Source organism: Pseudomonas baltica (assembly GCF_031880315.1).
GTDB lineage: Bacteria > Pseudomonadota > Gammaproteobacteria > Pseudomonadales > Pseudomonadaceae > Aquipseudomonas.
The window spans coordinates 1,832,096-1,858,222 of sequence record NZ_CP134771.1; the positions used below are offsets into that span (position 1 = coordinate 1,832,096).

At 62.8% G+C, this 26,127-nt stretch carries 21 protein-coding genes and 1 pseudogene; 8 read left to right on the forward strand and 14 right to left on the reverse strand.

Features of this window, described 5'->3' with window-relative positions; translation table 11 throughout:
- Positions 1–175: 175 nt before the first annotated feature.
- The 5 genes from pdxH to dinG form a co-directional block, all read right to left on the reverse strand.
- A complete protein-coding gene (gene pdxH / locus REH34_RS08010; protein WP_311971326.1) occupies positions 176–823 on the reverse strand; it encodes a pyridoxamine 5'-phosphate oxidase in 648 nt (215 codons plus the stop codon).
- A gap of 17 nt (positions 824–840) precedes the next feature.
- On the reverse strand, positions 841–1,827 hold the full coding sequence (locus REH34_RS08015; protein ID WP_311971327.1) for an OmpA family protein: 987 nt from the start codon (positions 1,825–1,827) through the stop codon (positions 841–843).
- A 110-nt stretch (positions 1,828–1,937) separates the two neighbouring features.
- Positions 1,938–3,083: a serine hydrolase domain-containing protein gene (locus REH34_RS08020; protein ID WP_311972059.1), complete on the reverse strand. Its 1,146-nt coding sequence runs from the start codon at positions 3,081–3,083 to the stop codon at positions 1,938–1,940.
- 104 nt (positions 3,084–3,187) lie between these two features.
- Positions 3,188–5,605, reverse strand: a complete 2,418-nt coding sequence (locus REH34_RS08025; protein WP_311971328.1) for a beta-galactosidase — start codon at positions 5,603–5,605, stop codon at positions 3,188–3,190.
- 109 nt (positions 5,606–5,714) lie between these two features.
- Positions 5,715–7,859 (reverse strand): ATP-dependent DNA helicase DinG, encoded by a 2,145-nt coding sequence (gene dinG, locus REH34_RS08030; protein WP_226505082.1) that lies wholly within the window; start codon positions 7,857–7,859, stop codon positions 5,715–5,717.
- A 95-nt stretch (positions 7,860–7,954) separates the two neighbouring features.
- Between dinG and REH34_RS08035 the strand changes: the two genes are divergently transcribed.
- Positions 7,955–8,419: a CopD family protein gene (locus REH34_RS08035; protein WP_311971329.1), complete on the forward strand. Its 465-nt coding sequence runs from the start codon at positions 7,955–7,957 to the stop codon at positions 8,417–8,419.
- Between the two features lie 37 nt (positions 8,420–8,456).
- Here REH34_RS08035 and REH34_RS08040 read toward each other — a convergent pair whose 3' ends face one another.
- Together REH34_RS08040 and REH34_RS08045 are read right to left on the reverse strand one after the other, a co-directional pair.
- Positions 8,457–8,729: a DUF1145 domain-containing protein gene (locus REH34_RS08040; protein ID WP_226505080.1), complete on the reverse strand. Its 273-nt coding sequence runs from the start codon at positions 8,727–8,729 to the stop codon at positions 8,457–8,459.
- Positions 8,730–8,910: 181 nt separating this feature from the next.
- Positions 8,911–9,651: an OmpA family protein gene (locus tag REH34_RS08045; RefSeq protein WP_226505079.1), complete on the reverse strand. Its 741-nt coding sequence runs from the start codon at positions 9,649–9,651 to the stop codon at positions 8,911–8,913.
- A gap of 215 nt (positions 9,652–9,866) precedes the next feature.
- On the opposite strand from REH34_RS08045, the gene REH34_RS08050 reads away from it, so the two are divergent.
- A complete protein-coding gene (locus tag REH34_RS08050; protein ID WP_311971330.1) occupies positions 9,867–10,364 on the forward strand; it encodes a DUF6231 family protein in 498 nt (165 codons plus the stop codon).
- 4 nt (positions 10,365–10,368) lie between these two features.
- Positions 10,369–10,845, forward strand: coding sequence for a YchJ family protein (locus tag REH34_RS08055; protein ID WP_226505077.1), 477 nt, complete (start codon positions 10,369–10,371; stop codon positions 10,843–10,845).
- Here the strand turns inward: REH34_RS08055 and REH34_RS08060 are convergent.
- Entirely contained in the window at positions 10,835–11,356 is a 522-nt protein-coding gene (locus REH34_RS08060; protein ID WP_311971331.1) for a hypothetical protein, read from the reverse strand. The two genes, REH34_RS08055 and REH34_RS08060, sit on opposite strands and share 11 nt — an antisense overlap.
- Positions 11,357–11,508: 152 nt before the next feature.
- Here REH34_RS08060 and REH34_RS08065 point away from each other — a divergent pair, with 152 nt between their 5' ends.
- From REH34_RS08065 to REH34_RS08085, 5 genes and pseudogenes are all read left to right on the forward strand, one after another.
- Positions 11,509–12,012, forward strand: coding sequence for an LEA type 2 family protein (locus tag REH34_RS08065; protein ID WP_226505075.1), 504 nt, complete (start codon positions 11,509–11,511; stop codon positions 12,010–12,012).
- Positions 12,013–12,018: 6 nt separating this feature from the next.
- Positions 12,019–12,228 carry an SEC-C metal-binding domain-containing protein gene (locus REH34_RS08070; protein WP_226505074.1) on the forward strand — a complete coding sequence of 70 codons (210 nt, stop codon included), beginning with the start codon at positions 12,019–12,021 and terminating at the stop codon, positions 12,226–12,228.
- Between the two features lie 75 nt (positions 12,229–12,303).
- Positions 12,304–12,462, forward strand: a pseudogene (locus REH34_RS08075) (thiol:disulfide oxidoreductase); the annotation flags it as partial.
- 221 nt (positions 12,463–12,683) lie between these two features.
- Positions 12,684–15,227 (forward strand): penicillin acylase family protein, encoded by a 2,544-nt coding sequence (locus tag REH34_RS08080; protein ID WP_311971332.1) that lies wholly within the window; start codon positions 12,684–12,686, stop codon positions 15,225–15,227.
- 127 nt (positions 15,228–15,354) lie between these two features.
- Entirely contained in the window at positions 15,355–16,377 is a 1,023-nt protein-coding gene (locus tag REH34_RS08085; RefSeq protein WP_311971333.1) for a ligase-associated DNA damage response exonuclease, read from the forward strand.
- Here REH34_RS08085 and REH34_RS08090 read toward each other — a convergent pair.
- From REH34_RS08090 to REH34_RS08115, 6 genes are all read right to left on the reverse strand, one after another.
- On the reverse strand, positions 16,372–17,634 hold the full coding sequence (locus tag REH34_RS08090) for an MFS transporter (protein WP_311971334.1): 1,263 nt from the start codon (positions 17,632–17,634) through the stop codon (positions 16,372–16,374). The two genes, REH34_RS08085 and REH34_RS08090, sit on opposite strands and share 6 nt — an antisense overlap.
- 24 nt (positions 17,635–17,658) lie before the next feature.
- A complete protein-coding gene (locus REH34_RS08095) occupies positions 17,659–19,281 on the reverse strand; it encodes an ABC transporter ATP-binding protein (RefSeq protein ID WP_311971335.1) in 1,623 nt (540 codons plus the stop codon).
- A 1-nt stretch (position 19,282) separates the two neighbouring features.
- Positions 19,283–20,305, reverse strand: a complete 1,023-nt coding sequence (locus tag REH34_RS08100) for an ABC transporter permease (protein ID WP_311971337.1) — start codon at positions 20,303–20,305, stop codon at positions 19,283–19,285.
- Complete coding sequence (locus REH34_RS08105; RefSeq protein WP_311971338.1) at positions 20,305–21,369, reverse strand: microcin C ABC transporter permease YejB; 1,065 nt, start codon at positions 21,367–21,369, stop codon at positions 20,305–20,307. The genes REH34_RS08100 and REH34_RS08105 overlap by 1 nt, the downstream gene beginning before the upstream one ends.
- 1 nt (position 21,370) lies before the next feature.
- Positions 21,371–23,188: an extracellular solute-binding protein gene (locus REH34_RS08110; protein ID WP_311972060.1), complete on the reverse strand. Its 1,818-nt coding sequence runs from the start codon at positions 23,186–23,188 to the stop codon at positions 21,371–21,373.
- Between the two features lie 170 nt (positions 23,189–23,358).
- The gene (locus tag REH34_RS08115) at positions 23,359–26,070 is read right to left on the reverse strand and encodes a TonB-dependent receptor (RefSeq protein ID WP_311971340.1); all 2,712 of its coding nucleotides are present in this window, start codon (positions 26,068–26,070) and stop codon (positions 23,359–23,361) included.
- Positions 26,071–26,127 lie beyond the last annotated feature (57 nt).

A 26,127-nucleotide genomic window follows, 5' to 3' on the forward strand; every position in this document is an offset into this window, starting at 1 on the left:
GGCAGATGGCTATTAGACGCCGCAGTCTGCTCGGTGTCACGAAACAAGCTGTTTAAATTTGCTTCCATTCAGCTCAGGTACAGAGATGTCAGGCGGTGCTGGCATCGCTGCAGCGGCCTTGTTCAGTCGACAGCACAAGCGCCCGAAAGGTCAGGCGCATTGTACAGGAGGAGGATCAGGGTGCCAGACGCTCGCGCGTCCAGGCGGCCCCTTCGACGCGGTAGTTGAGGCGATCGTGCAGGCGGCTCGGGCGGCCCTGCCAGAACTCGATGCGCTCGGGCAGCAGTCGATAACCACCCCAATGGGGAGGACAGGTGGGCGCATCATCGGCAAAGCGCTGCTGGGTCTGCGCCAACAGCGCCTCCAGTTCGGCTCTGTCACTGATGACCTGGCTTTGCGGAGAGGCCCAAGCCCCGAGCCGGCTGCCCAGCGGACGCACCTGATAGTAGGCATCGGACTCTTCAGCACTGACCCTGACCACTCGCCCTTCGATACGCACCTGGCGCTCGAGCATCGGCCAGAAGAACGTCATCGCACCCAGTCCGGTGTCCGCCAGTTGCTGGCCCTTGGCGCTGCCATAGTTGCTGAAAAAGGTGAAACCCTGATCATCCAGGCCCTTGAGCAACAGCACCCGGCAATGCGGACGCCCTTGCGCGTCCACGGTAGCCAGGGTCATGGCATTGGCCTCGACCGGGGGTTGTTCGGTCTTCACAGCGTCTTCGAACCATCGCCGAAACAGCGCGAAAGGTTCGGCCGGGGCTTGCGCCTCGGCGAGCCCGTCCCGGGTGTAGTCGCGACGCATGTCAGCGATGGCTTGGCTCATGACTGTTTATCCGCCGCTCAGTTATTGCTGGTGGTGTCAGTAGTGGCTTTCTTGGCTACGGTTTTCTTCGCTGGAGTCGCCGCTTTGGCCGGAGCGGTTTTCTTCTTGGTTGCTGCAGGTTTGGCGGCAACGGCATTCTTGCCGGCGGTTTTCTTGGCTGCGGCGGTTGCAGGCTTGGCTGCAGTCGTTGCTGGCAACGGCTTGACGTCCTGCACCGCGACCATCTCGGCTGCCGGTGGCGTCGGTTGATTATAGCGGGCTACCAGCGCGATCATGGTTTCTTGCGGGGTCAGCATGATTTCGACGCGGCGGTTAAGGGCACGGCCCTCGACGCTATCGTTGGCGGCGCGCGGCATGACCGAGCCCATGCCACGCAGGTTGAGGCGGTCACGCTGCAGGCCGCTCAGGCGAAAGATCGACGCCACTGACTGTGCACGCTGCAGGCTCAATGACTGGTTGGCGCTGGCAGCACCACTGGTGTCGGCGTGACCAAGCACCAATGCGGCAGTTTTCGGATCGGTTTCGATGACCTTGGCGACGCGGGTGATCGGTCCCAGGGTCACTGGCAGGAGCATTTCCGGACGTTTGGGGTTGAAGTTGCTGTCAGCAGGCACAGTGATGACCAGCAGGTCCTCACGACGCTCGACCTGAAAGTTGCTGTCCTTGAGAGCTTCGCGCACCTTGGGCTCGTAGTTGTCGAGCCAGGCTTTGGTCGCTTTGGCATCGATCTTGGGAACGGCTGCCACGGCCGGGGCATCGGCTGGTTTGTCGCTGCTTGCGAACGGCCACCACCAGTGGTTTTCGCTCTGGGCCTTGGCATCGGAGGCCGCATCAGCCTTGGCGACGCGATCGTTCACCGCCTGCTCGACGCCTTTGTCCGCCGACTGTTGAAAACCGAACTGCCACCAGTGCGGCCCGGTGTCGGCACCGCTCAGGGACGGGGTTTGCGCGCAACCGGTAATGGCCAGGCAAAGTGCAAAAGCGAAGGATTTATTCGGCAACATGATCAGTCCGCAAGGTGATGTGAAGATAAATCGGGTTAACAAACCCGCATAAACTATTGATTGGATAGTAGAACATTCGGCGCATCATAGCGCACCGTCGGTCGATTCGCTCAAAGACAGCTCGCCAGTACCGCTGACAACCGCTGCACCCTTGGGTCCATGAGGATATAAGGCCCCAAAGTGTTGGTGACAAAACCAAAAGCGACGTCTCGCTCGGGATCGGCGAAACCGATGGAGCCACCGGCGCCCGGGTGGCCGAACGCCTTCGGCCCGAGGCCAAACGTGGCGTTGGCCACGTGCGGTTGATCGAGCATGCAGCCCAGGCCGAAGCGCGTGGCCGTCAGTAGGGTCAGGTCCTGGCCGATGCTGTGCTCGCGGGTCAGCTCTTCGAGCAGCTCCGGCTCGAGCAGCCGCCCGTCCAGCAGGCCGCTATAAAAGCCGGCCAGGCTGCGGGCGTTGCCGTGCCCGTTCGCCGCTGGCTGCTGCATGCGCCGCCATTCGGGTTTGTTGGTGCTGGTCAGGATCGAAGGCGGATTGGTGAAGGCTTTGGTGCTCAGGGCTTCGGGCTCGCGCATGGTGACCTGCAAAAGGCGCCGGGAGGCGTCGTCGCCACTGTTGCCCTTGCCACGGGCAATATGGGCGACGCGGTGGAACTCCTGGTCATCCAGCCCGACGTGGAAATCCAGCCCCAACGGCCGTGCCACTCGCGCGCCGATAGACTCGCCCGGGCCGCGACCGTCGGCCAGTCGAATCAGTTCGCCCACCAGCCAGCCATAGGTGATCGCCGCGTAGCCATGGGCGGTACCGGGCGTCCACCAGGGTGCTTCGGCGGCAAGGGCATCGACCATTACCTGCCAGTCGTAGAGCGCTTCGGCCGGCAACTGCTGGCGTAACGCAGGCAGGCCGGCACGGTGACTGAGCAAGTGCCGCAGGGTGACCCGCTCCTTGCCCGCGGCAGCGAACGCCGGCCAGTAATGGGCGACCGGCGCGTCGAGGCTGAGCTTGCCCTCGCCCACCAGTTGCAGGGCGGTAACCGCCGTGAAGGTCTTGGTGCAGGAAAACAGGTTGGCGATGGTATCGGTGTGCCAGGCCTGGCTGGCGTCCTTGTCGGCGGTGCCGGCCCACAGATCGATGACCGACTCGCCGCCGATCTGGATGCACAATGCCGCTCCGCGCTCCTGAGGATCATCGAACAACGCCGCGAAAGCGTCGCGTACCGGTTCGAACTGAAGCTCGTAATGACCCTGAATCTGCACCGAAAGCCCCCGCAACCCATGAACAAAAGTGCGGGCATTGTTCCAGTCTGCGCGGCGTTTGGGAACCCATGGGCGCTGGGTGGCGCCCATGGCCGGTTATCCGGTCAGTGCGAGCCGCCTTTACCGCCATGACCAGGGCCGCCAGCCGCGCCATGGGCGCCGCCCTTGCCATCATGGGCCGGGGCTGCAACAGCCGGGGCCAGCTTGCGCAGCCGGTCAAGGGCGGCGAGATTGCTCTTGCGTACCGACGTCACAAATCCGGTATAGGGCAGATCGGTGATCGCCACCAGGCCGAAGTGGCCATTTTCACCGTCCAGCAAGCGCCCGGTCAGGGGTTCGTCCAGATACTGGAACCAGTGCACACCGACGATCGACGGTTCCTTCAAGGCGGCATCGAGAAACTTATCGTAGGCCGGGCCACGGTCCTCTTCATGGGCCACCTCCATCACACCCGGCCAGAACAGACCGCGATCACGCGAGCCGAAGTGGAACTCGGTGACCAGCACCGGTTTGTCCAGCGCCGCCAGGGCCTTGAAGTCATAGCCGTCCTGCGGCGTCGGGGTGTAGAAGTTGAAGCTCAGCACATCGCAATACTGGGCGCAGGCCTCGACCGCCTCCGGAGTGCTGACAGCGAAGCGGCCGCCTAGCAGCAGTTGGTTCGGCGCATGCCATTTCAACGCATCGGACACGGTCTTGAAGTAGGTGTCCGCGAAGGTTTCCTGGAAGTGCTGGTAGTCGGCTTCGATCTGTGGATGTTCGGCGTTTGGCAGCGGGCCCTGGAAGCCGGGATCTTCCATCAATTCCCACGCCGATAGCTGGATGCCCCAGGCTTTCGACAGCCCTTCCTGATTGCGGTATTTATCGCGCAACTGCTTTAGGAAAGCGCGTTTGGCCGGAATATCGGTCGTCAGCTTGAGCGTTCCAAGGGCCAGCGCATAGCGGGTTTCAGGCGTCGCGCCGGGGCCGGCCCAGGCCAGCTCGTTGTCCGCGTAGTAACCGATCAACCAAGGATCTTCGCGATGGTCGCGGGCGGCGATAGCCACGGCGCGCTCGGTGGCCATGGCAAAGCGTGGATCGAAGGGGTCGGGCATGCGCCCCCACCAATCCATGCCAGTGCTGATGCTGGCGTAATCGCCGACGATCGACAGCGGCAGGGTGTAAGGCACGCGCTCGGCGCTTTCGAAGCCGGCGTCGCTCCAATTACCGATGGTGTTGAAACCCCAGCCTTGCAGGCGATCAAGGGTATGGGCCTGCCAGCGCGCGGCATCGAACGCCGCCGGCGCGCCAGGCTTGCCATAGGTGCGCTGCAGGTTGGAAGCATAGAAATCGAACCAGCGCCCATGGTTATAGCCCACGCCCTGGGCCGAGCCGTTGCCACTGCGATCATCCCGTTGGCCGTAAAATGCCGACGCCGGGTCTTCAGGCTTGGGAAGGCTGGAGAACATCCATTCACGGCCTTCTGTGTAAGTCCGCTCGTTGTCGGCCGTCACCGCGTTGACCCCGAGCGAATAGAACGGATGGCCTTCAGGCGTCACCAGGTACCAGCGACCGTCCTGTTTCTGGGTGCGAAAAAAACCGGTGGCCTCGAAGCTCACGCCCCCCGTCACGCCACCAAATCGATCAAGGCCCGATTTTTTACGCTCAGCCAGCCAGCCCTTGAGTTGCTGCTGCTCGCGCCCGGCTTCGGTCTGGAGTTGCTCGTCGCTGCTGATTTTTTCCGGCCAGCGGCTGCGAGTGAACTGCCCGTAGGCATCGACGATCTGGCTGTACGCGGCCTTCTGCAGCGTATCGCCGGACGACAACGCCACACGTTCGACCAAAATGCTTTGCGCGACGTTGGGCTTGTCCAGCGACAGCGTCACCGACGCCACCTGATCACGACTCAGGTCACCGGCACTGCTGGCCAGCAGCACGCGTTGGCCGTCCTGCGTCCAGGGCATCGGCGGGCCGGCACGCATGCCCTGGCTGGATGGCGAACTGGCCAGCAGCGGCACGATCACCGTCTGGGCAGGACCGGCCGGTAGATCGATGCGGCTGGTGAGGGTCTTGCCGTCAGTACTCTGCAGCGTGACATAAAGGGTCAGGGCCCAATCCATCGCACTCTGCACGCGCAGGGTCAGGGCGCTGTTCTGCCGCCAGTCCCACACTCCAGTCGGGGGTGCCAGGCGCAGGCTGGGTTTGTCTGCTGCACTGAAGGTAACGCGCCGCAAGACCTCACCCTCTGCGGTCTGCTCGGCATTGGCCTGAGGCAGATCGGCACCCTGCGTGATGATCTTGACCGTATCGGTCGGCCGCACGAAGTTGAACAGTGCCTGCGGGCCGCTGGAGTCCGCAGCCGAAGTGGCGGATGGCGGGATAGCGGCTGCCGGGGTAACAGGGGTTGGCGCCTCAGTGCTCGGCGTGGCAGCGACTGGCATTTGGCTCGGCGCGCTGGCGGGCACGGCAGGTGCCTCGCTCTCGGCGGCCATCAGTGGAGCCACGAACATCAGCGCAAGTACAGCTGGCAGGGAACGGCGCAACATAGACGGATGTATCTCCTCGATGAGGCCCGGCGGACCTCGGTACTTGTGTATAGACAGCATAGAAGGGCATTGCGCTCAATGCCCGCACTGGACCTGAGCGGTCAACGGCTCAGCTGATTTCGCGGCGGAACGGCGGCAGTGCATTGAGGATCGCCTTGCCATAGCGCTGGGTGACGACACGGCGATCCAGCAAGGTGATGGTGCCGCGGTCCTGCTCGGTGCGCAGCAACCGACCACAGGCCTGGATCAGGCGCAGCGAGGCATCGGGCACGGCGATTTCCATGAACGGATTACCGCCCCGCGCCTCGATCCATTCGGCCAACGCCGCCTCGACGGGATCGTCCGGTACGGCGAAGGGGATCTTGGCGATCACGACATGCTCGCAATAGGCGCCAGGCAAGTCGACGCCTTCGGCGAAACTGGCAAGGCCGAACAGCACGCTGCTCTCGCCACCGTCGACTCGCGCCTTGTGCTTGTTGAGGGTTTCCTGCTTGGACAGGTTGCCCTGAATGAACACCTGACGCCGCCAGTCGCGATCCAGTCCATCGAAGACGTCCTGCATCTGTTTGCGCGAGGAAAACAGCACCAGGGTGCCGCGCGAGCCTTCGACCAGGTCGGGCAAGTCACGGATGATAGCGGCGGTATGGGCGGCGGCATCCCGGGGATCGGCGCCCAGGTCCGGAACGCGCAGCACGCCAGCATCGGCATGATGAAACGGGCTTGGCACCACGGTGGTCACCGAGTCCTTGGGAATGCCGGCGCGCATGCGATAGCGGTCGAACTTGCCCAGTGCAGTCAGGGTCGCCGAGGTGACCAGGCAGCCGTACGCCACGTTCCACAGATTGCGCCGCAGCATTTCGGCCGCCAGGATCGGGCTGGCATTGACCTCGATGTCATACAGCGCGCCGCTCTCGGACAACGTCAACCAACGCGCCATGGGGGCGCTGTCTTCCGGGTCTTCGGCGGTGAACGCGGTCCATAGCTCCCAACTGCCGGAGGCACGTGCCAGCAAGGTACCGAACAGCGGATACCACTCTTCGGCCTGGTGGCTGGCGATGCCGATATTGACCTCCCCTTCCATGCCCTCCTTGAGCAGATCGCTCAAGCGCGTGAACAGGTCGGTAAGGCGCGAAAAGCCTTTTTTCAGCTCGATGCCCATTTCGCGCATGTGCTCGGGAATCACCCCGCCGACGAAACGATGACGGGGACGCTCGCGGCCTTCCATGTCTTCGCCCGGCTTGAAGTCCGCGACCTGCTCGCATGCCGCGAACATGAACTGTTGTTGCGCCTTGATCTCCCGCGCCAGCTCCGGTACCTGCTCGATGAGCTTGCCCAGATCACCGGGCAATGGGTGCTGGGCCAGCAGCTTGGTGAGATTCTTGGCGGTTTGCTCGAGCCAGTCGGCGGTGGAGCGCAGGCGGCTGTAATGGGCGAAGTGACCAATGGCCTTGTCGGGCAGATGGTGGCCTTCGTCGAATACATAGAGGGTATCGCGCGGATCGGGCAGCACGGCGCCCCCACCCAGAGCGAGGTCGGCCAGCACCATGTCGTGGTTGGTAACGATCACATCGACCTTGCCCATGCCTTCACGGGCCTTGTAGAAGGCGCATTGCTGGAAGTTGGGGCAGTGCCGGGTGGTGCACTGGCTGTGATCGGTGGTCAGCCGCGCCCAGTGATGATCTTCCAGCGCCTGGGGCCAGCTGTCGCGGTCGCCATCCCATTTATTGCCGGCGAGCTTCTCGATCATGCTGGTGAAGAGCTTCTGGCTGACCTCATCGACCTCGATCTTGAAGCCTTCGTCTTCGAACAGCTGGGCCGTGGCGGTTTGCGCGTGGCCCTCCTGCAGCAGCGCGTCGAGTTTGGACAGGCACAGGTAGCGGCCCCGCCCCTTGGCCAGGGCGAAAGTGAAATTCAGCCCGCTGTTGCGCATCAGGTCGGGCAGGTCCTTGTAGACGATCTGCTCTTGCAAGGCGACGGTGGCCGTGGCGATGACCAGGCGCTTGCCGGCCTCCTTGGCAGCCGGAATGGTGGCGAGGCTGTAGGCGACGGTCTTGCCGGTACCGGTACCGGCTTCCACGGCAACGACGGCGGGCGGGCCACTGCGGCGGCCTTCGTCATCGACCTCGATGTCACCCAGGACCTTGGCCACCTCGGCGATCATCAAGCGCTGGCCATAGCGTGGCTTGAGGCTCTTGGCTTCGAGGAAACGCGAATAGGCGCCCTGGATCTGGGATTTGAGTGCTGTGCTGATCATGAGTCTTGGGCGCTGAAGCCTGTATAAATTTTCAGTGTTTCAATCGGGTCGCTATCATACCCCGCTAAACCTCGGAACGCCGAACGGAGATATGCATGGCCCTCTTCAACTTCTTCTACACCTTGCATGTCCTGGCATCGGTGGTGTGGGTCGGCGGGATGTTCTTCGCCTGGATGATCCTGCGGCCCGTAGCGGCTGCAACCTTGGAAGGGCCGACGCGACTGGGATTATGGGCGGGAATTTTCCCACGCTTCTTCGCCTGGGTCTGGCTGTGTTTGCTGACGCTTCCGATCAGCGGCGTGGCCATGCTGCACCTGCGCTACCACGGTTTCGACGGTGCGCCGCGTTATGTGCAGGCGATGATGGGGCTGTATGTGGTCATGGCCGCGCTGTTTTTGCGGGTCCAGGGCTTGCAATTACCGGAGTTGCGACGCGCGGTGGATGCTCAGGACTGGACCAGGGGCGCGGCGGCCATGACGCGCATCCGCAGGTTGGTAGGAATCAACCTGCTGATTGGCCTGGCAGTGATCGCCTTGGCCTCGGCGCGGCCATGGTTTTAGCCAATGGCGCTGAAGCCAGTGCGCCGATAAAGGGCAATCAGGCAGTCGTTGCGGGCCCGACACGGGGAATGGAAATGACGTGGAAGATCCCGGTCAGCAGGATCTGCAGGCGATCGAACCATGGATGGCTACGACCGTGCAGGCGCCGATTGAATGCGACCAACTCCACCACGTGCAGCCCCAGCAACGCCAAGGCGCCGAAGTGAATCAGCCACTCGAAAGGCTGCCCCAACGGCACGAACAGATTGACCAGCACTACCCACCAGAACAACAGCGTGAGCATTTTGCCGAACCACAACAGGCCTTTCATCGGCGACCTCGGTAAAAGTGAAAGAGGCGTACCTTAGCGCCTGAATGCACAATTTCCCAGCCAAGACCTTTGGCCAGCCTCTCTGGCCTCTTCGCGGGCGAGCCCTGCTCCCACAAATGCGCGACTCAACACGGTGGGAGCAAAGCTTGCTCGCGGAGACGTCATCGGCAGCGCCAATGCTTCAACGACTCAAATGCAACTCGACCCGTCGATTCTGCGATCGTCCCTCTGCGGTCGCGTTATCCGCCACCGGCTGGCTCTCGCCCATGCCTTCGCTGGTCAGCAGGCTGGAAGACACGCCCTCGGCGGTGAGGAACTTCACCACACTGGCGGCCCGGCGCTCGGAGAGTTTCTGGTTGTAGGCATCAGTACCGACGCTGTCGGTGTGCCCCACGACCTTGATCCCCTTGATGTCGGTTTTCTTCAGATCATCGACCAGCTTGCTCAACTCCGATTGGAACTCCGGCGTCAGCACCGACGAATCGAAGGCGAACAGCACATTCTCGGCATCACTGAGCGTAATCACCTGCTCAGCCACAGGCGGCACAGGCGGCGGGGCTTCAGGTGCCTTGGCTGGATACTGCGGCAGCGGGCAACCGTTGGCCATGCTCACCGGTGTATGCGGCGGAGTGCCTTTGCAACGGTCGCGACGGTCGAACACCCCATCACCGTCTTCGTCGCCGTCATGGGCAAAGCAGATCAACCCCCCGGCGATAGCCCCCAAGGCTGCACCGCCACCTGCCCACGCACCACTTTTGATAGCACCGAGGCCGCCGCCGACCAGGCCACCCACCACACTGCAAATAGGCCAGTTCCTTTGGTTGAGCGGTGCACTGCCATCACTGTGTGTGGTCATCGCGCACCCCGAAAGAACACTACTGACCAGAAGAACGGGAATGAATCCCCGCGTGAGATTTCTCATCGTCTTACTCCTGGTTTCTACCGGCTGATGCCGGTCCAGGTGCAGTAAAGCAGGCCCGCAACGCCTCTACAAGCTAAAGCCGGCGCGGGCTGCAGAAAAATTGACACTTTGAAAAAGTTCCCTCGCAAGTGATTGAAATCTGCCAATTATTGACCCGCCTATAGGCCTCGACGCGTGACCCGGCTAGTCTTGGCAGTTCTGATCGAGGACACCCCATGACTGAAGGCTTTTCCACACGCACACCGCAGCAGGCCCTGGCGGCCCTGCTCGACCACCAGGCGGCCGAACGCCTGCTGGTGGTCGGTGCCGGACAATTCCCGGCGCTCGACGCCTATGCTGCGGCCCACTCCGGTTCGCGGATCTCGTCCTGCGCCCCAGGTCCCCTGCCGGCAGACCTCGCCGGCCAGCGCTTCGACCTGGCGGTGGTCATCGACTGCCTGGAGCATTTGCCCAAGCGCGAGGGCCTGCAACTGCTCGGTGGCATCCGCAATCTCAACGCCAGCCGCATCGCCGTGCTGGTGGACCTGGCCGCGAGCGGCTGGAGCGATACCGATTTCTATTCCCTGGCCCTGCAGGCCAACGAGCGCTTCGAGCGCGACGGCCAGGTGCTGACGTTGTTCACCTATGATCTACGTGAGTACAAACAGGTCCCGGACTGGCTCAATGCGCGGTTCTGGGCCAACCCGGAAAACTTCGGCAAATATTGGTGGTGACCCTATGAGCATGGCGATTTGCCCCTGCGGCAGCGGCAACCTGCTGAATGTCTGCTGTGGTCACTATCATGAAGGCCACCCGGCGCCTGACGCCCGGGCGCTGATGCGCTCGCGATACAGCGCGTACGTGCTGGGCCATATCGATTACCTGCTGGCCACCACGCTGCCGGCCCAGCAGCCCGGCCTCGACCGAGATGCCATCGAGCAATGGAGCGCGCAAAGCACCTGGCTGGGGCTGGAAGTGGAAAACGCGCAGGTCATCGGTGGGCAGCCCGAACACGCCTTTGTCACCTTCGTCGCGCGCTGGCACGACAGCAACGGTGAGCACAGCCATCGCGAACGTTCGGCCTTTGTGCAAAACAGTGGCCGCTGGTATTTCATCGACCCCACGGTGGGCCTCGATGCAGGGCGTAACGACCCCTGTCCCTGTGCCAGCGGGCAGAAGTTCAAGAAGTGCTGCGCTGCCTACCTCAACCAATAATGCTCAAGTGCGATGTATCCGGCGCAGGGGCCGCTGGTGCCGCCTTGGCCTGACCCAGATCACTGCCGGTGGGCGCCAGGCTGAGTTGGCTGAGGTCCAGTGCCGGCGGCGGCACATCGGGTGTGGGTGGCTGCATCGCGGCGCCCACCTCGGCGATCGCGTAATCAGGCGCATCCACCTCGGTAAACGCCGCCATATAGACATCCCGCGGCACGACCTTGACGCGCCCGACGGCCTGCGCCGGGGCCGGGGCCGGGGCCATTTCGATTTCCTCGACCTGGGCACCAAGGTCGACCACCTCGACCAGAGCACCGGCGCGCTCCAGCGTCGATCGATACTTCTCGGCGGCGGCGGCGTCGAGGCTGTTCTTGAGCACCAGACGACGCCCGGAAAACAGCAATTCGATGCGCTGTTCATCCGCCTGAAACAGCCGCGCGAGGTTGGCCTTGACCGCCTCCAGCCGAGCGCCGGGCAGCACCTGGCCAGTAAAGACGATTTCGTAAACGCTCATGGCAATTCTCCTCAGTGGGCCGCACAGGCCGCGCCGGCTGGGGGCCAGTATGAACCAGGGGCTTTTTGCCCAACAAGGGCCGCGTGATATCCCGTCAGAGGGCTTGCCCCCGCCCCGGCGCTTGTTAGACTGCTGGCAAGAGGGAATCACCGATGAACTACAGGACGCACCTGACTCACGCCGTTGGCCTCAAGCACGCTATAGGCTTGGCATTGCTGCTCGGCCTTGGCGGCTGCTCGTCCTGGTTCAGCGGCCCTGACCAGGATCCGCAAGTGCATCTGGTGCACGTCGAGGTGGTCAAGGCCAAGGTCCTTGAGCAGCGCTTCGTGTTGCGGTTCAGCATCGACAACCCCAACAACTCGCGATTGCGGGTGCGCGGGCTGATCTACCGGGTCACGCTGGGCGATACTCTGTTGACCGACGGAGAGGTCGACGACTGGTTCACCGTGGCGGCGCGCAGCAAGGAATATTACGAGATCCCGGTGCGCACCAACCTGTGGGAACACGTGCGCGACCTGGCGAAACTGCTCAAGCATCCCGATCGTCCCGTGCCCTATCGTCTGGAAGGCAGGCTGAAAACCGGATTTTTATTCAGGCATAACCTGCATCTGGACCACAGTGGTGAGATAATTCCCGGCGATTATCTTCCGGAGTAAGCACAAATGACCCAGCAACCCCATGTCCATGGCCCCGACTGCAACCACGATCATGACCATGCACATGACCATCACGAGCCCCATGGCCATGTTCACGGCCCGCATTGCAACCATGCGCCTCAAGAGCCGGTGCGCAATGCCTTGAAGGAAGTCGGCCGCAACGATCCCTGCCCATGCGGCAGCGCGAAGAAATTCAAGAAGTGCCACGGCGCCTGATCACGTAGTGGTCTACCGGGCCTCTTCGCGAGCAAGCTTTGCGCCCTCAGATGTATGAAGCGGGAGCAAAACTTGCTCGCCGACATGGCCATCTATCCGTGGACCGTGTCCCACGAGTGGCAGAATCAGGACCTTGCGGACTTCCCCAACGTCCACCGCCGATTCAGCCCCATCAAGGCCCGCCCTGCAACCGCGCGGGCCTATGAATGGGTAGCGAAGATCCACCCGCCCAAGCCGTCATTACCCCTGCTGGAGCGGGCTCTGCCTGCGAAGGAGCCTCCTGTCATGCACCGGCGTGCGGGGTGGCCGATTCGCGAGCAGAGCTCGCTCCCACAGGGAAATCATCGTCAGTGAGTTCTGCATGAGAAAATAAACAGCCCGCCCCGTCTTGCGTGGCGTCGATGCGCTCACTAACGTAGCGCCTTTGTGACGCCAGACCCGCAGGAGTTTCACCCATGGCCTCGTCCGCCCGCCTTCGCTTCCTCCCCACCCTCGGCACTGCCGCTGCCGTCACCGCGCTGATGAGCCTGGCCGGTTGCCAGGGCTGGCTCGAAGACCGCTACGCCGCCAGCGTACCGCCGACCACAGGGGTGCAACCGCTGACCGGGCTGGCAAATAACGTGTCGATCCGCCACAACCGCCTGGGCATGCCGCTGATCGAAAGCAGCAGCTTCCACGACGCGCTGTTCGCCATGGGCTATGAACACGCCAGCGACCGCATCAGCCAGATGGTCGGCATGCGCCTGCTCGCCCAAGGGCGCCTTGCCGAGATGGCTGGCCCAGGGGTGCTCGACGTCGACCGCTTCATGCGCACCGTCAACCTCAAGCGCCGCGCCGACGAGCTCTACGCCAGCGCCTCGCCACGCCTCAAGCGCTTCTTCGAGGTGTACGCCCGTGGCGTCAACGCCTATCTGTTCCGTTACCGCGACAACCTGCCGATGGACCTGGCCCAGGCCGACTACAAGCCGGAATACTGGAAGCCCGAGGACTCGGCGCTGATTTTCTGCCTGGTCAACTTCAACCTATCGGTCAACCTCCAGGAAGAGATCAACTCGTTGGTGCTGGCGCAAAAAGTAGGCGCCGACAAGCTCGCCTGGCTGCTGCCGACCTACCCCGATGAAGCCCTGCCCTTCGACGAAACCAGCAAGCTCAAGGGCCTCAATCTGGGTGGTCAACTGGCCAGCCTCGAGGGCCTCGACAAAGTGGTCGCGCAACTCGCCGACGTGAGCATGCTCGGCGTCGCTGCCTCCAACAACTGGGCCATCGCGCCGTCCCACAGCCGCAGCGGCAAGACCCTGTTCGCCAACGACACGCACCTGCCGATCTCGCTGCCCTCGGCCTGGAACTACATGCAGATCAGCGCGCCGAAATACCAGGCCGCAGGCGTGACCATCGCGGGCGTACCGGCCATCGTCGCCGGCTTCAACGGCAAGGTGGCGTGGGGCATGACCATGGTCATGGGCGACAATCAGGACTTGTTTCTGGAGAAGGTCAAACGCGAAGGCAGCCGCCTGATGTATGAAGTCGACGGCAAATGGCAACCAGCCATGGCGCGCAACGAAACCTTCTTGATCAAGGGCCAGAAGCCGATCCGCGAGACCGTCTATGAAACCCGCCACGGCCCGTTGCTCAACGGCACCTTGGGGCAAAAGCAGCTCGACCTGCAGCCTTCCAGCTTCAACAGTGGCTACGGCCTCGCCCTGCAGACTCCGGACTTCAAGGACGACAAGAGCCTCGACGCATTCTTCGACCTGTCCCGCGCGCAAACCGTGGAGCAGGCCTCCGACGCCAGCCGGCAGATCCGCGCAGTGGCGCTGAACCTGGTGTTCGCCGATGCCCAGCACATCGGCTGGCAAGTCACCGGCCGTTACCCCAACCGCAAGGACGGCCTGGGCCTGGTGCCATCGCCGGGCTGGACGCCGCGCTACGACTGGGACGGTTACGCCGACCCGATGCTGCACCCCTATGACCAGGACCCTGCCCAGGGTTGGCTCGGCACCGCCAACCAGCGCACCATCGGCAAGGGCTACGGCATGCAGTTGTCCAACTCCTGGTACTACCCGGAGCGCAGCGAGCGCCTGGCGCAGTTGGCCAGTGCAACGCAGCAGGACACCCGCAGCATGATCGCCATGCAATACGACCAGACCACCACCTTCGCCGACAAGCTGAAGAAGATGTTCGAAGCGCCCGGCATGGCCAAGCCACTCAAGGCCGCTATCGATGCGCTGCCTGAGACTGATCGTGCCAAGGCCCGCGAGGCCTACTCGCGCTTGATGGCGTTCGATGGCCGCTTGAGCCCAACCTCGGCGGATGCGGCGCTCTACGAGCTGTTCCTGCAGGAGAGCGCCAAGCAGATATTCCTCGACGAGCTCGGCCCGCAAGACAGCCCGACCTGGAAAGCCTTCGTGGCCAATGCCGACCTGTCCTACTCGGCCCAGGCCGATCACCTGCTGGGCCGTGAGGACAGCCCGTTCTGGGATGACGTGCGCACCCCGCAGAAGGAAGACAAACCGACGATTCTGGCCCGCAGCCTGGCCGCTGCGGTCACCTCCGGTGACAACCTGCTGGGTGGCGATCGCAAGGCTTGGCAGTGGGGCAAGTTGCACACCTACAGCTTCAAGTCCGACAGCACCAAACTCGCGCCGCTGCTCGATGCCAGCCAGCGCCTGGGCCTGAGCGCCGCCAGCAGCACCCTGGATCGCGGGCCTTATCCGGCCGGTGGTGACCAGAGCACGCTGAACGCGTCGGCTTATCACTGGGGCGGGCAGAACTTCGATACCTTCCTGGCACCGGCGATGCGCATCATCGTCGACTTCGGTCAGGTCGAACCGATGATGGGCCTCAACAGCACTGGCCAGTCGGGCAACCCGGCCAGCCCGCACTATGCGGACGGCATCGATGCCTGGCTCAAGGCGCAGTACGTGTCGTTCCCGATGCAGCGGCAGAACTTCGACAAGGCGTATGGCACCCAGCGGTTGACGCTGGTGCCTGGGAAGTAAGGCTCACCCGCTCCACTGTGGGAGCGGGCTCTGCCCGCCCCTACAGGAGTCGATGGCATGCAACGGAGCTGAACTTCCCGCCAGCCATCCCCCTCATAACTGACAAGCCCACCACCCCGGCCAGCCCATGGACCTTGTCATCGCCCGCCCCGAAGGCCTCTACTGCCCCGCCGGCGATTTCTATATCGACCCGTGGCGCCCGGTGCCGCGCTCGATCATCACCCATGGCCATGGCGACCACGCCCGTACCGGCAATCAGCACTACCTGGCCGCCGCCCCCGGCGCCGGCATCCTGCGTGCAAGGTTGGGCCAGGACATCAACCTGCAGACCCTCGACTATGGCGAACGCCTGGTCCATCACGGCGTGACCCTGAGCTTTCACCCCGCCGGCCACGTACTCGGCTCGGCCCAAGTGCGCCTGGAGCATCGCGGCGAAGTGTGGGTCGCCTCCGGTGACTACAAGGTCGAGGCCGACGGCACCTGCGCGCCGTTCGAACCGGTGCGCTGCCACACCTTCATCACCGAATCCACCTTCGGTCTGCCCATCTACCGCTGGCAACCCCAGGCCGAGATCTTCGCCGAGGTCAACCAGTGGTGGCGCGCCAACGCTGCGGCGGGCAAGGCCAGCGTGCTTTTCTGCTATGCCTTCGGCAAGGCGCAGCGGCTGTTGCACGGCATCGACCGCAGCATCGGCGCCATCCTCTGTCATGGCGCCGTGGAGCCATTGAACCGGGTGTACCGCGAGGGCGGCATCGACATTCCGCCGACCCTTTATGCCGGCGACTTCAAGAAGACCGATCCGGCGTTGCGCAGCGCCCTGATCATCGCCCCACCCTCGGCCGGTGGCAGCACCTGGATGCGCCGTTTCGGCGATTACAGTGACGCCTTCGCCAGCGGCTGGATGCGCCTGCGTGGCAGCCGTCGGCGGCGTGGGGTCGATCGCGGCTTCATCCTCTCCGATCATGCCGACTGGCCGGGATTGCTGTGGGCCATCGAGCAGACCGGCGCCGAGCGAGTGATGGTCACCCACGGGTCGGTCAACGTGCTGGTGCGCTACCTGCGCGAGCAGCGCGGCCTGGATGCACAGGGCTTCACCACGGAATACGGCGACGAGAACATGGACGAAGAACCACTGCCCGCAGATTCATGATCCGCCCCCTGTGGCGGGCTCATGCCCTGCTCCTGCCAAAGCGCCAGCAAAGCCCCAATGCAGCGCCAGACCGATGCACATTGCCGTCCCACCGGCGATGACGAACGCGCTCTGGATCGACGTCACGGCCGCGATAAAACCGCCAAGTAGCGGCCCGCTGACCAGCAGCGCCAACGTCAGGCTCCACACGCTGGACGAGATGAATCCCAAATGAGCCGGAGAACATTGCGTCTGCAGCACAACCGCAAAAGCCATCGAGTTCAGCCCGAAGGTGATCCCCGAGAAGAAAAACACCAGCAAAAGAATCGCCAGCGTAAAAGCACTATGAAGCGACGCCAGCAAGCCGGCACCCAGGATGCAGGCCCCGTAAAACATGAGCGAAACCGTCGAACAGACCAAAACCCTGGCCGGGTAAAGCGACTTGAAGGCAATACCGGCCACGATACCGCCCAGCCCCGTGGCACTGACCACCAACCCGAAGGCCGATGCACCAAACCCGGAAGTACTGAGCAAGGTACCCAACATCGAGTCGTAGAAACCCAGCACCGCCGACTGGGCCAGCGAACAGAACAACAGAAGCCGAGTGGCCGGCCCGCGCCAATAGAACGCCTTGATGGCGGCAAAGCCACCTTCCCCTTTGGGCTTCGTGGCCGGTGCTCGCAGGGATCCGCCCTGCTGCAACCACAAGATCGTACAAAACAGCAGCCCCGCGACAGCGCATGCGGCAGACAACAGAAAACCCACGGGTCTGTCCGTGGACGCGACGACGATCCCGGCCGCCAGCGGCGAGCACACCTTTATGAACTGGTTGACCACCGAGACCAGCGCCGTATTGCTGACGATCTGTCGATCAGTGAGCAGCCTGCGAGTCAGTACTACTTCCGCTGGCACCGCCCCCAGATTCGACACGCCCTTGAACGCCACTAAGGCCAGAAACAACCCAGCATCCCCCGCTAGATACAACGAACACGACGCCGTGCATCGCAGCACAAAGCTGCACGTCACCAGCAGGAATGGATTGACCCTGTCGGCCAGCCGCCCTGCCAGCGGCCCGAGCAACAAGGGTGGCAAGCCATAGAACGCCGCCGCCAGCCCGATCGTCTCAGTCGAGGCGCGAAACACGAAACTGAGCGTCGAAAAGATCAGAATAAAGTCGACCCACGCCACAAACGACGTGCTGAACCTGATCGCGCACAAGCTCCAGTAGCCTTTGAAAGACGCGGGTGCCGTCAACCGTCGATCCGTCATTGCGTTCATTTTCCCCCTCCCGGCACTCAGCCCTCAGGCTTGGCGCATGGTGATCGGGCCCTCGGCATTGGCACCCTTCAAGACCAATCCGGAGGCGCTCATCAGTTCCTGCGTATACGGATGTTGAGGCGCCGCGAAGATCCGCCGGGCCGGGCCTTGCTCGACTACGCGGCCGTTTCTGATCACGATCAAATCGTGGGCCAGCGCATGTACCACCGCCAGGTCGTGGCTAATGAACAAATAGGTCAAACCGTGGCGTATTTGCAGCGAACGGAGCAATTCGATGATTTGCTTCTGCACCGTGCGATCCAGTGCCGAGGTAGGCTCGTCAAGCAGAATCAAGGCAGGCTCGAGCACCAACGCCCGCGCAATGGAAATGCGTTGGCGCTGGCCACCGGAAAACTCGTGCGGGTAACGATGCCGTGTCTCGGGATCCAGCCCGACTTCCTGCAGCACGCGAATGACCGCCTGCTCGCGCTCAACCGGCGTGCCGATATTGTGGGTGAGCAAGCCCTCGGCAATGATCTGCTCCACCGACATGCGCGGGCTCAAGCTGCCGAACGGGTCCTGAAACACCACCTGCAACTGACGCCGTAACGGGCGCATGGCGTCCTGGCTCTGCAAGGTCAGTTGGGTGCCCGCAAAGCGCACACTGCCCTGGCAATCCACCAGGCGCAAGATCGCCTGGCCCAGCGTCGATTTGCCCGAACCGGACTCCCCGACAATGCCCAGCGTCTTGCCCTTGAGCAGATCGAAGCTCACCCCGTCCACCGCCTTGATGTACTCGCGCTCACGTTTGAACAGCGGCTTGGGCAGCGGGAACCACACGCGCAGGTCATCCACGGTCAGCAAGAATTGATCGAACATCACCGGCACCGGTCGGCCACTGGGTTCGGCCTCGATCAACAAGCGGCTGTAAGGATGCTGCGGATGCTCGAAGAGTGTTTCGCAGTCCGCCTGTTCGACGATCTCGCCGCCGCGCATCACGCAGACCCGCTGCGCGATGCGCCGCACCAGATTGAGGTCGTGGCTGATCAGCAGCAAAGACATGCCCAAGCGCGCCTGCAAGTCGCGCAGCAGTTCGAGAATCTTTTGCTGCACGGTGACGTCCAGCGCGGTGGTCGGCTCGTCGGCGATCAACAGGTCCGGCTCATTGGCCAGCGCCATGGCGATCATCACGCGTTGGCGCTGACCGCCGGAGAGTTGATGAGGATAGGCCTTGAGGCGCTTGCCCGGCTCGCGTATGCCGACCATTTCCAGCAGTTCCAGCACCCTCGCCCGCGCCGCTTTGCCGCCCAGCCCCTTGTGCACCGCCAGTACCTCGCCGATCTGCTTTTCGACGGTGTGCAGCGGATTGAGCGAGGTCATCGGTTCCTGGAAGATCATCGCGATACGATTGCCGCGCAATGTGCGCAACTGCTTTTCAGAGGCGCCGACCAGGTCTTGACCCTCGAAACGGATAGTGCCGTTGGTACTGACCTTGGTTCCCGGCAACAAGCGCAGGATCGAATGAGCCGTCACCGATTTGCCTGAGCCCGACTCGCCCACCAGCGCCAGGCACTCGCCGCGACGAATGTCCAGATCAAGGCCGTGCACCACTTCGCGGTCCCCGAAGGCCACCTTCAGATCGCGGATTTCAATCAGGTTGTCAGTCATTTCAATTCCTTGGATCAAACGCGTCACGGCAGGCTTCGCCAATGAACACCAACAGCGAAAGAATCAATGCCAGCACGCAGAAGGCCGTCATGCCGAGCCAGGGGGCCTGGAGGTTTTTCTTCGCTTCGCCGATCAGCTCACCCAGCGAAGCCGTGCCCGCCGGCATGCCGAAGCCGAGGAAGTCCAGGGCGGTAAGCGTCGAAATGGCGCCGGTCAGAATGAATGGCAGGTAGGTCAAGGTGCTGGTCATCGCATTGGGCAGAATATGCCGGCGCATCAACGCGCCATTGGTCAGCCCCAAAGCACGCGCGGCCTTGACGTATTCCAGGTTGCGGCCGCGCAGGAACTCGGCACGCACCACATCGACCAGGCTCAGCCACGAAAACAGCGCCATGATCCCCAGCAACCACCAGAAGCTGGGCGCCACGAACCCAGACAGGATGATCAGCAGATACAGCACCGGCAGCCCCGACCAGATTTCCTGCAGGCGCTGGCCGAGCAAATCCACCAAACCGCCGTAATAGCCCTGCACGGCACCGGCGATCACCCCGATCAGCGTGCTGATCGCCGTCAGCAGCAAGGCAAACAGGATCGACACGCGCGCGCCGTACAGGGCGCGGGCCAGCACATCCCTGGCCTGCTCATCGGTACCCAGCCAGTTTTGCGCGCTGGGCGGGCTGGGCGATGGCGCGCTGAGGTCCCAGTTCACCGATTGCGGGCCGAAAGGGATCGGCGGGAATAGCATCCAGCCGCCCTTGCTGGCGATCAGGTCACGCACGAACTGGCTTGTGTAATCAGGCTCGAATGGCAGTTGCCCACCGAAGTCGGTTTCCTGATATTCGTGCAGGATGGGGTAATACATCTGGCCCTGATAGCTGACCAGCAGCGGTTTGTCATTGGCAAGCAACTCACCGCACAGGCACAAAACAAACAGCCCGACGAACAGCCACAACGACCACCAGCCGCGGCGATTGGCCTTGAAGGCGGCCAGCCGACGCCGGCCCAAAGGGGAAATACGCAGCATCAGGCAGCCCTCGCAGAGAAATCGATGCGCGGGTCGACCAGCGTGTAGCAAAGGTCGCCCACCAGCTTGATCAGCAAGCCGAACAAGGTGAACAGGAAAAGCGTGCCGAACACCACTGGGTAGTCCCTGGACACGGCCGCGTCGTAGCTCATGCGGCCGATGCCATCGAGGTTGAAAATGGTCTCGATCAGCAGCGAGCCGGCAAAAAACACATCGATCAGTGCCTGGGGAATGCCGGCCAGTACCAGCAGCATCGCGTTGCGCAGCACATGGCCGTAGAGCACGCGCTGCTCAGTGAGGCCCTTGGCCTTGGCCGTGGTCACGTACTGGCGGCTGATTTCGTTGAGGAAACTGTTCTTGGTCATGATGGTCAACGTCGCGAAGCCGCCGATCACCAGTGCGCTCACCGGCAACACCAGGTGCCACAGGTAGTCACCGATTTTGCCCAACGTCGATAGCTGGTCGAAGTTCTCCGATACCAGCCCCTGCACCGGAAACCAGCTAACGTAGCTGCCTCCCGCGAACACCACGATCAGCATGATGGCGAACAGGAAAGCCGGCATGGCATAGCCGATGATGATCATCGCGCTGCTCCACACATCGAACCGGCTACCGTGGCGCACCGCCTTGCGGATACCCAGGGGGATGGAGATCAGGTAGGTCACCAGCGTCGCCCACAGCCCCAGCGAGAGGGTGGTCGGCAGCTTCTGCATGATCAGCTCGGTCACCGGTGCGCCGCGGAAAAAACTGGTGCCAAAATCCAGCCGCGCATAGTGCCCAAGCATCAGCCACAAGCGCTCGTGCACCGGCTTGTCAAAGCCGTAATGGTGCCTGATCTCTTCGATCAGCGCGGGGTCCAGGCCCTGGCTGGAGCGGCTGCCGGCGCCCCCGGCCATCTCCCCGCCGCCACCGCCCACGCCCTGCTTGCCGGCGCCTTGCAGGCGCGCGATAGCCTGGTCCACGGGGCCGCCCGGCGCCGCCTGGACGATGACGAAATTGACCACCAGGATGCATAGCAAGGTAGGGATGATCAGCAGCAACCGACGGCAGATATAACGCAGCATCTCAGTGCACCTCCGGTGTGTGGGTCAAGGCGCTCATCTGCTGGTTGGTCAAAGGTGTGGCGCTGACCTGCCACCAGGTGTCGAGCCCTACGTCAAAGCTGGGCGCCACCTTGGGCATACCGAAACGATTGAGAAACACCGTCGGCGTGCCTTGGCTGTAGTAGTTCTGGATCGAGTAGTAGCCCCACTGCAGAACGCGATCCAGGGCACGGGCGTAGTGCACCATGTCGTCGCGGCTGCGGGCCTTGACCAGGCCATTGATCAGGCTGTCCACCGCCGGATCCTTGAGCACCATGAAGTTGGAGCTGCCGGGTTGCTCGGCGCTGGCCGACCCAAAGATGCTGTAGAGCTCCTGACCCGGAGAAATCAGCGGATCGCCACTGCGCGGAAAGGTCACCACGATCATGTCGTAGTCCCGGGCGTTCATCAGATTGTTGTACTGGCCGCCATCGATACGGCGCATCTCCAGGTCGATACCGATCTGCGCCAGCGTGCGTTTCATCGGCAGCACCAGGCGGTCGAAACCGCCCTGGCCATCGAGAAAGGTGAACTTGAGCTGCTCGCCCTGGGCGTTGACCATGCGGTTGTGCTCGGGGTGCCAGCCGGCTTCACCGAGCAGCTTGATGGCTTCGAGCTGTTTATCGCGGATGTAGCCACTGCCGTCGGTTTTGGGCGATTGATAGACCTGGGTGAAGACCTCATCGGGAATCTGCCCGCGCAGCGGTTCGAGAATGGCCAGCTCCTTGGCGTCGGGCAGCTGTGTCGCGGCCATGGGGCTTTTTGAGAAGTAGCTGTTCTGGCGGATGTAGAAGCCGCGCATCATGTGCTCGTTGGCCCAATCGAAATCCCAGAGCAAGGTCAGCGCCTTGCGCACGCGGCGGTCCTGGAACATCGGATTCTTGAGATTGAACACAAAGCCCTGCGCTGCCCACGGGCGCTGCTGCGCGAGGATCGCGCGCTGCAATCGTCCATCGGCGAGGATCGGGCTGTCATAGCCCACCGTGTAGCCACTGGACGAGAACTCGCGGTTGTAGTCGAAGGCCTGCGCTTGCAGGAGTTGGCGGGCAATCTCGGTATCGCCATAAAAATTCACGGCGACAGTGTCGAAGTTGTACATGCCGCGGCTGACCGGCAGGTCCTTGGCCCACCAATCCTTGACCCGCTCGAAGCTGATGCTGCGGCCCGGGTCGACCTTGCTGATCCGGTAGGGGCCGCTGCCCAAGGGCGGCACGAAGCCGCCGCCGCCGGCAAAATCGTGATCCTTCCAATAATGTTCAGGCAGTACCCGCATCGAGGCCAGGTCAAGCGCCAAGGTGCGGTTGAGGTTGCTCTTGAAATTGAAGCGTACCTGCAAGGGCCCCTCCACCACGACGTCCTGGACGTCGCCATAGAGCAGCCGATAGCTGAGGCTGGCCTTGGTCATCAGCAGGTGGAAGGTGTAGGCGACGTCCTCGGCGGTGATAGGTGTCCCATCCTGGAAACGGGCCTTGGGATTGAGATAGAAACGCATCCACATGCCGTCTGGATCGCGCTCCATTTGCTGGGCCACCAAACCGTATACGGTGTAGGGCTCGTCCAGAGAGCGATAGGCCAAGGGTGAATACAGCCACTCGTCGACCTGCACGACACCGGTGCCCTGGTCACTGGAAGGCATGATGTAGTTGAACTGGGCGATTTCTTCCGCGGAACGTGTCAGCGACCCGCCCTTGGGAGCCTCTGGATTGACATAGTCGAAATGCTGGAAATCGGCGCCGTACTTGGGCGCCTCGCCATAGACGGTCAGCGCCGTGACGGGAACCGCCTGGACACTGGCAGCCATCAGGCACAGCGTAGCGACCGCAAGCAGGCGCAACGCAGGAATACTGGGCAGTTGCATAACGGTGACATCCTCGAACGCAAACACTGGGCACCGGCGTAGTCCCTCGGCATATCGCCGAGGGGCATCGCCCGATGATCGAACGGGCTGCGCTGCAGCCCGACGAGCCTGGATCAGAAGTGGTACGTGGCCCTGGCGAACAAGGTCCGGCCCAGTGGATCGGTGTAGCGTGGGTCGTAGCCGCTCTGGAAGGTGTAGGCCTGGTTGGAAAACGGTGGATCGCGGTCGAAGACGTTTTTCACGCCCAAGTCGACGTCCAGGGTTTTCATGAAGGTGTAGCCCGCCGACAAGTCCCACAGCGAGTACGACGGTACACGGTCGTTGGTGGTGCGATCGTAGTCGTTGTAGCCGGTGGTGAAGCGGTTGGTCAGCGCGGCGCGGGCCGGGCCGAAATTCCACGAAGCGGTCAGGTTGTGCTTCCAGCGCGCAGCGACCCCGTACCCCTGAAAATCACCGACGCGGTCGATGTAGTTGCCGCCGATGGTCTGCTGGTAGTCGTAGCGAGTGACGTAGGTGCCTTGCAGGTCCAGGCCGAACTGGCCGACGCTGGTCTGCGGGAAGCGATAGTTGAGGCTGACGTCGACACCGCTGGTCTTGAGGTTCCCCAGGTTGGCCAGGCCGGTGACGATATGGTCGATGGAGCCATCGGCCGCGCGCACGATCCGGTCGCTGTAGGTTTCAGGATTGTTGAAGACTTCGGACTCGGGAAACTCTTCGATCTGGCCGGCGATCTTGATCCACCAGAAATCCAGGCCCATCGACAGATTGCGTACTGGTTGGTAAACGAAGCCCAGGGTCACGTTGCGGGCGGTTTCCGGGCTCAGGTTCTTGTTGCCACCGGTGCTGTTGAGAAACTGCTGGCCGCAGTCACGCCCACCATTGCCGCCGGGCCGCACGGTGCCGCCGGTGCACAGGCGCGGATCGTCATAGTTGCCCTGAGTGAACGTGGTGTAGGTCGGGTTGTTGAGTTCGTACAGCGACGGCGCGCGGAATCCTTCGCTGTAGGCGCCACGCATGACCAGCTCTTTGATGGGCTGATAGCGGAACGAGTACTTGGGATTGGTGGTGCTGCCGAAGTCGCTGTACTTGTCGTGGCGCACCGCCGCAGACAGCTCCAGGCTGTCGAACACCGGGACGTTGATCTCGGCGTATTGCGCGGTGATGCTGCGATCGCCCGCCACGGAGCTGTTGGGGTCGACGCCGAGGCTGGAGAGGTCACCTGCCCAGTCGTCGATCGACATGTGGAACTTCTCTTTGCGGTACTCGCCGCCCAGCGCCAGACCGACCGGGCCGGCACCGAACCAGTCACCGATTTCGCGGGTGACCTTGCCATCGATCGATGCCACGCGGCCGGTAGAAACCGCGTAGGTGCCGTGGTAGGTGTTGGCGTCGATAAATGCCTGGCCGGCATCGCTCTGGGCGCCGAAGGGGTTGATCAGACCACTCTGCAGGCCGGAGATCAGCGCCGAGTCACTGACGTAGCCGCTGGTGACCCGGTTGTAGACCTGATTCTGGTTGTAGCCGGCACCGACGTTGTAGTCCCAGCCGGAGACCGTACCGTCGAAGGTCAACTGGAAACGCTGGCTGGTGTTCTGATCCTTGCTCTCGCGGTCGCCCGCTGCAGTTTCGCGCCAGTTGACGCCGACCGGCTGGGTCGGATCGAGGGCAAAGTTGGTCGGCCCGGGGGTGATGCCGTTGCCTGGATAGTAGGGCGAGCTGGGGTCCAGGGTCAGGCCGGTCAGGGGCGCCGGAGCGACACTGACACTGTTGTTGTTGCGCGCCCAGAAGTAATCGAGGCTGACGTTATGGTCGTCGCCGAGCTTGCCCGTCGCCTTGCCGAAAAACGATGTGGATTCGGTCTGCGGCAGCAGGTCGATGGAGTTGCGCGTGCTGTAGCGGCAAACCCCGTTGCTGGCGATCTGGTTGGCGCCGGTGCAGGCCGGGCCCAACGGGTTGGCGGCGTTGTCGCCCTGGGTGTAGTTGGACGGAAAACTGGTGCCCGAGGTGCCATCCAGGCCGCGGCCTGGGACGTAGTCCTTGTCGAAGCTACGGTCGTTGGCATCGAGGTTTTGCTGGGTGCGGTAATTGAACACGCCCATGACGTTGAAGCGGTCTTTGTCCAGATCGCCAAAGCCCCAGGACCCGCTCATGTCCTTGCTGGCTCCGCCGCCACTGTGGGTGGGCGTATCGCCTCCAAGAGTCAGGGTACCGTCGGTGAGGGATTTCTTGGTGATGAAGTTGATCACCCCGCCGATCGCATCGGTGCCGTAGAGGGCCGAGGCGCCGTCGCGCAGGACCTCTACGCGATCAATCGCGGCAAACGGGATCATGTTCAAGTCGACTGCGCCACCTTGAGAGGTAGTGCCGGACATGGCGTTGTTGGCCAAGCGTCGGCCGTTGAGCAGCACCAGGGTCTTGTTGGCGCCGATGCCGCGCATGTCGGCGAAGCTTGCGCCGCCGGTGGCCATACCCACGGACCCGGCGGAGTTGCCGACCGAGTTGTTACCCGTCACCCGTTGCATCAGCTCGGCGGTGGTGGTGACGCCCTGCTTTTCCAGATCGGCGGTGCGCAAGATGGTGATGGGCACGGCGGTCTCGGCATCGACCCGGCGGATCGCCGAGCCAGTCACTTCGACCTTCTGCAACTGCGTGGTGACCGGCGCCGGCGCAATCACTGCGGCCTGCGCGGTATTGGTCTCTTCGGTGCTGTCTGCGGCATAGGCACTGCCCACGCCCATGGCCATGACATACAGCGGGACCATACGATGGCGCCGTACCGTGGCGACCAGGGGTTTGAGGGTAAAACCTGGGAAGCTCGTCAACATGGTGATTTCCGACTTTTCAGACGTTTAGTGGAATGGCCTTGTGAGCCCTCTTTGCTC

What these genes read in the sequence shown, in the direction of transcription:
- REH34_RS08085 (WP_311971333.1), top strand. Translation starts at nt 15,355, where the DNA reads ATGGACCTTGTCATCGCCCGCCCCGAAGGCCTCTACTGCCCCGCCGGC.
- REH34_RS08050 (WP_311971330.1), top strand. Translation starts at nt 9,867, where the DNA reads ATGACTGAAGGCTTTTCCACACGCACACCGCAGCAGGCCCTGGCGGCC.
- REH34_RS08105 (WP_311971338.1), bottom strand. Translation starts at nt 21,369, where the DNA reads ATGCTGCGTTATATCTGCCGTCGGTTGCTGCTGATCATCCCTACCTTG.
- REH34_RS08100 (WP_311971337.1), bottom strand. Translation starts at nt 20,305, where the DNA reads ATGCTGCGTATTTCCCCTTTGGGCCGGCGTCGGCTGGCCGCCTTCAAG.
- dinG (WP_226505082.1), bottom strand. Translation starts at nt 7,859, where the DNA reads ATGATCAGCACAGCACTCAAATCCCAGATCCAGGGCGCCTATTCGCGT.
- REH34_RS08115 (WP_311971340.1), bottom strand. Translation starts at nt 26,070, where the DNA reads ATGTTGACGAGCTTCCCAGGTTTTACCCTCAAACCCCTGGTCGCCACG.
- REH34_RS08080 (WP_311971332.1), top strand. Translation starts at nt 12,684, where the DNA reads ATGGCCTCGTCCGCCCGCCTTCGCTTCCTCCCCACCCTCGGCACTGCC.
- REH34_RS08070 (WP_226505074.1), top strand. Translation starts at nt 12,019, where the DNA reads ATGACCCAGCAACCCCATGTCCATGGCCCCGACTGCAACCACGATCAT.
- REH34_RS08055 (WP_226505077.1), top strand. Translation starts at nt 10,369, where the DNA reads ATGAGCATGGCGATTTGCCCCTGCGGCAGCGGCAACCTGCTGAATGTC.
- REH34_RS08040 (WP_226505080.1), bottom strand. Translation starts at nt 8,729, where the DNA reads ATGAAAGGCCTGTTGTGGTTCGGCAAAATGCTCACGCTGTTGTTCTGG.
- REH34_RS08095 (WP_311971335.1), bottom strand. Translation starts at nt 19,281, where the DNA reads ATGACTGACAACCTGATTGAAATCCGCGATCTGAAGGTGGCCTTCGGG.
- REH34_RS08015 (WP_311971327.1), bottom strand. Translation starts at nt 1,827, where the DNA reads ATGTTGCCGAATAAATCCTTCGCTTTTGCACTTTGCCTGGCCATTACC.
- REH34_RS08065 (WP_226505075.1), top strand. Translation starts at nt 11,509, where the DNA reads ATGAACTACAGGACGCACCTGACTCACGCCGTTGGCCTCAAGCACGCT.
- REH34_RS08110 (WP_311972060.1), bottom strand. Translation starts at nt 23,188, where the DNA reads ATGGCTGCCAGTGTCCAGGCGGTTCCCGTCACGGCGCTGACCGTCTAT.
- REH34_RS08045 (WP_226505079.1), bottom strand. Translation starts at nt 9,651, where the DNA reads ATGAGAAATCTCACGCGGGGATTCATTCCCGTTCTTCTGGTCAGTAGT.
- REH34_RS08035 (WP_311971329.1), top strand. Translation starts at nt 7,955, where the DNA reads ATGGCCCTCTTCAACTTCTTCTACACCTTGCATGTCCTGGCATCGGTG.
- REH34_RS08060 (WP_311971331.1), bottom strand. Translation starts at nt 11,356, where the DNA reads ATGAGCGTTTACGAAATCGTCTTTACTGGCCAGGTGCTGCCCGGCGCT.
- pdxH (WP_311971326.1), bottom strand. Translation starts at nt 823, where the DNA reads ATGAGCCAAGCCATCGCTGACATGCGTCGCGACTACACCCGGGACGGG.
- REH34_RS08090 (WP_311971334.1), bottom strand. Translation starts at nt 17,634, where the DNA reads ATGAACGCAATGACGGATCGACGGTTGACGGCACCCGCGTCTTTCAAA.
- REH34_RS08025 (WP_311971328.1), bottom strand. Translation starts at nt 5,605, where the DNA reads ATGTTGCGCCGTTCCCTGCCAGCTGTACTTGCGCTGATGTTCGTGGCT.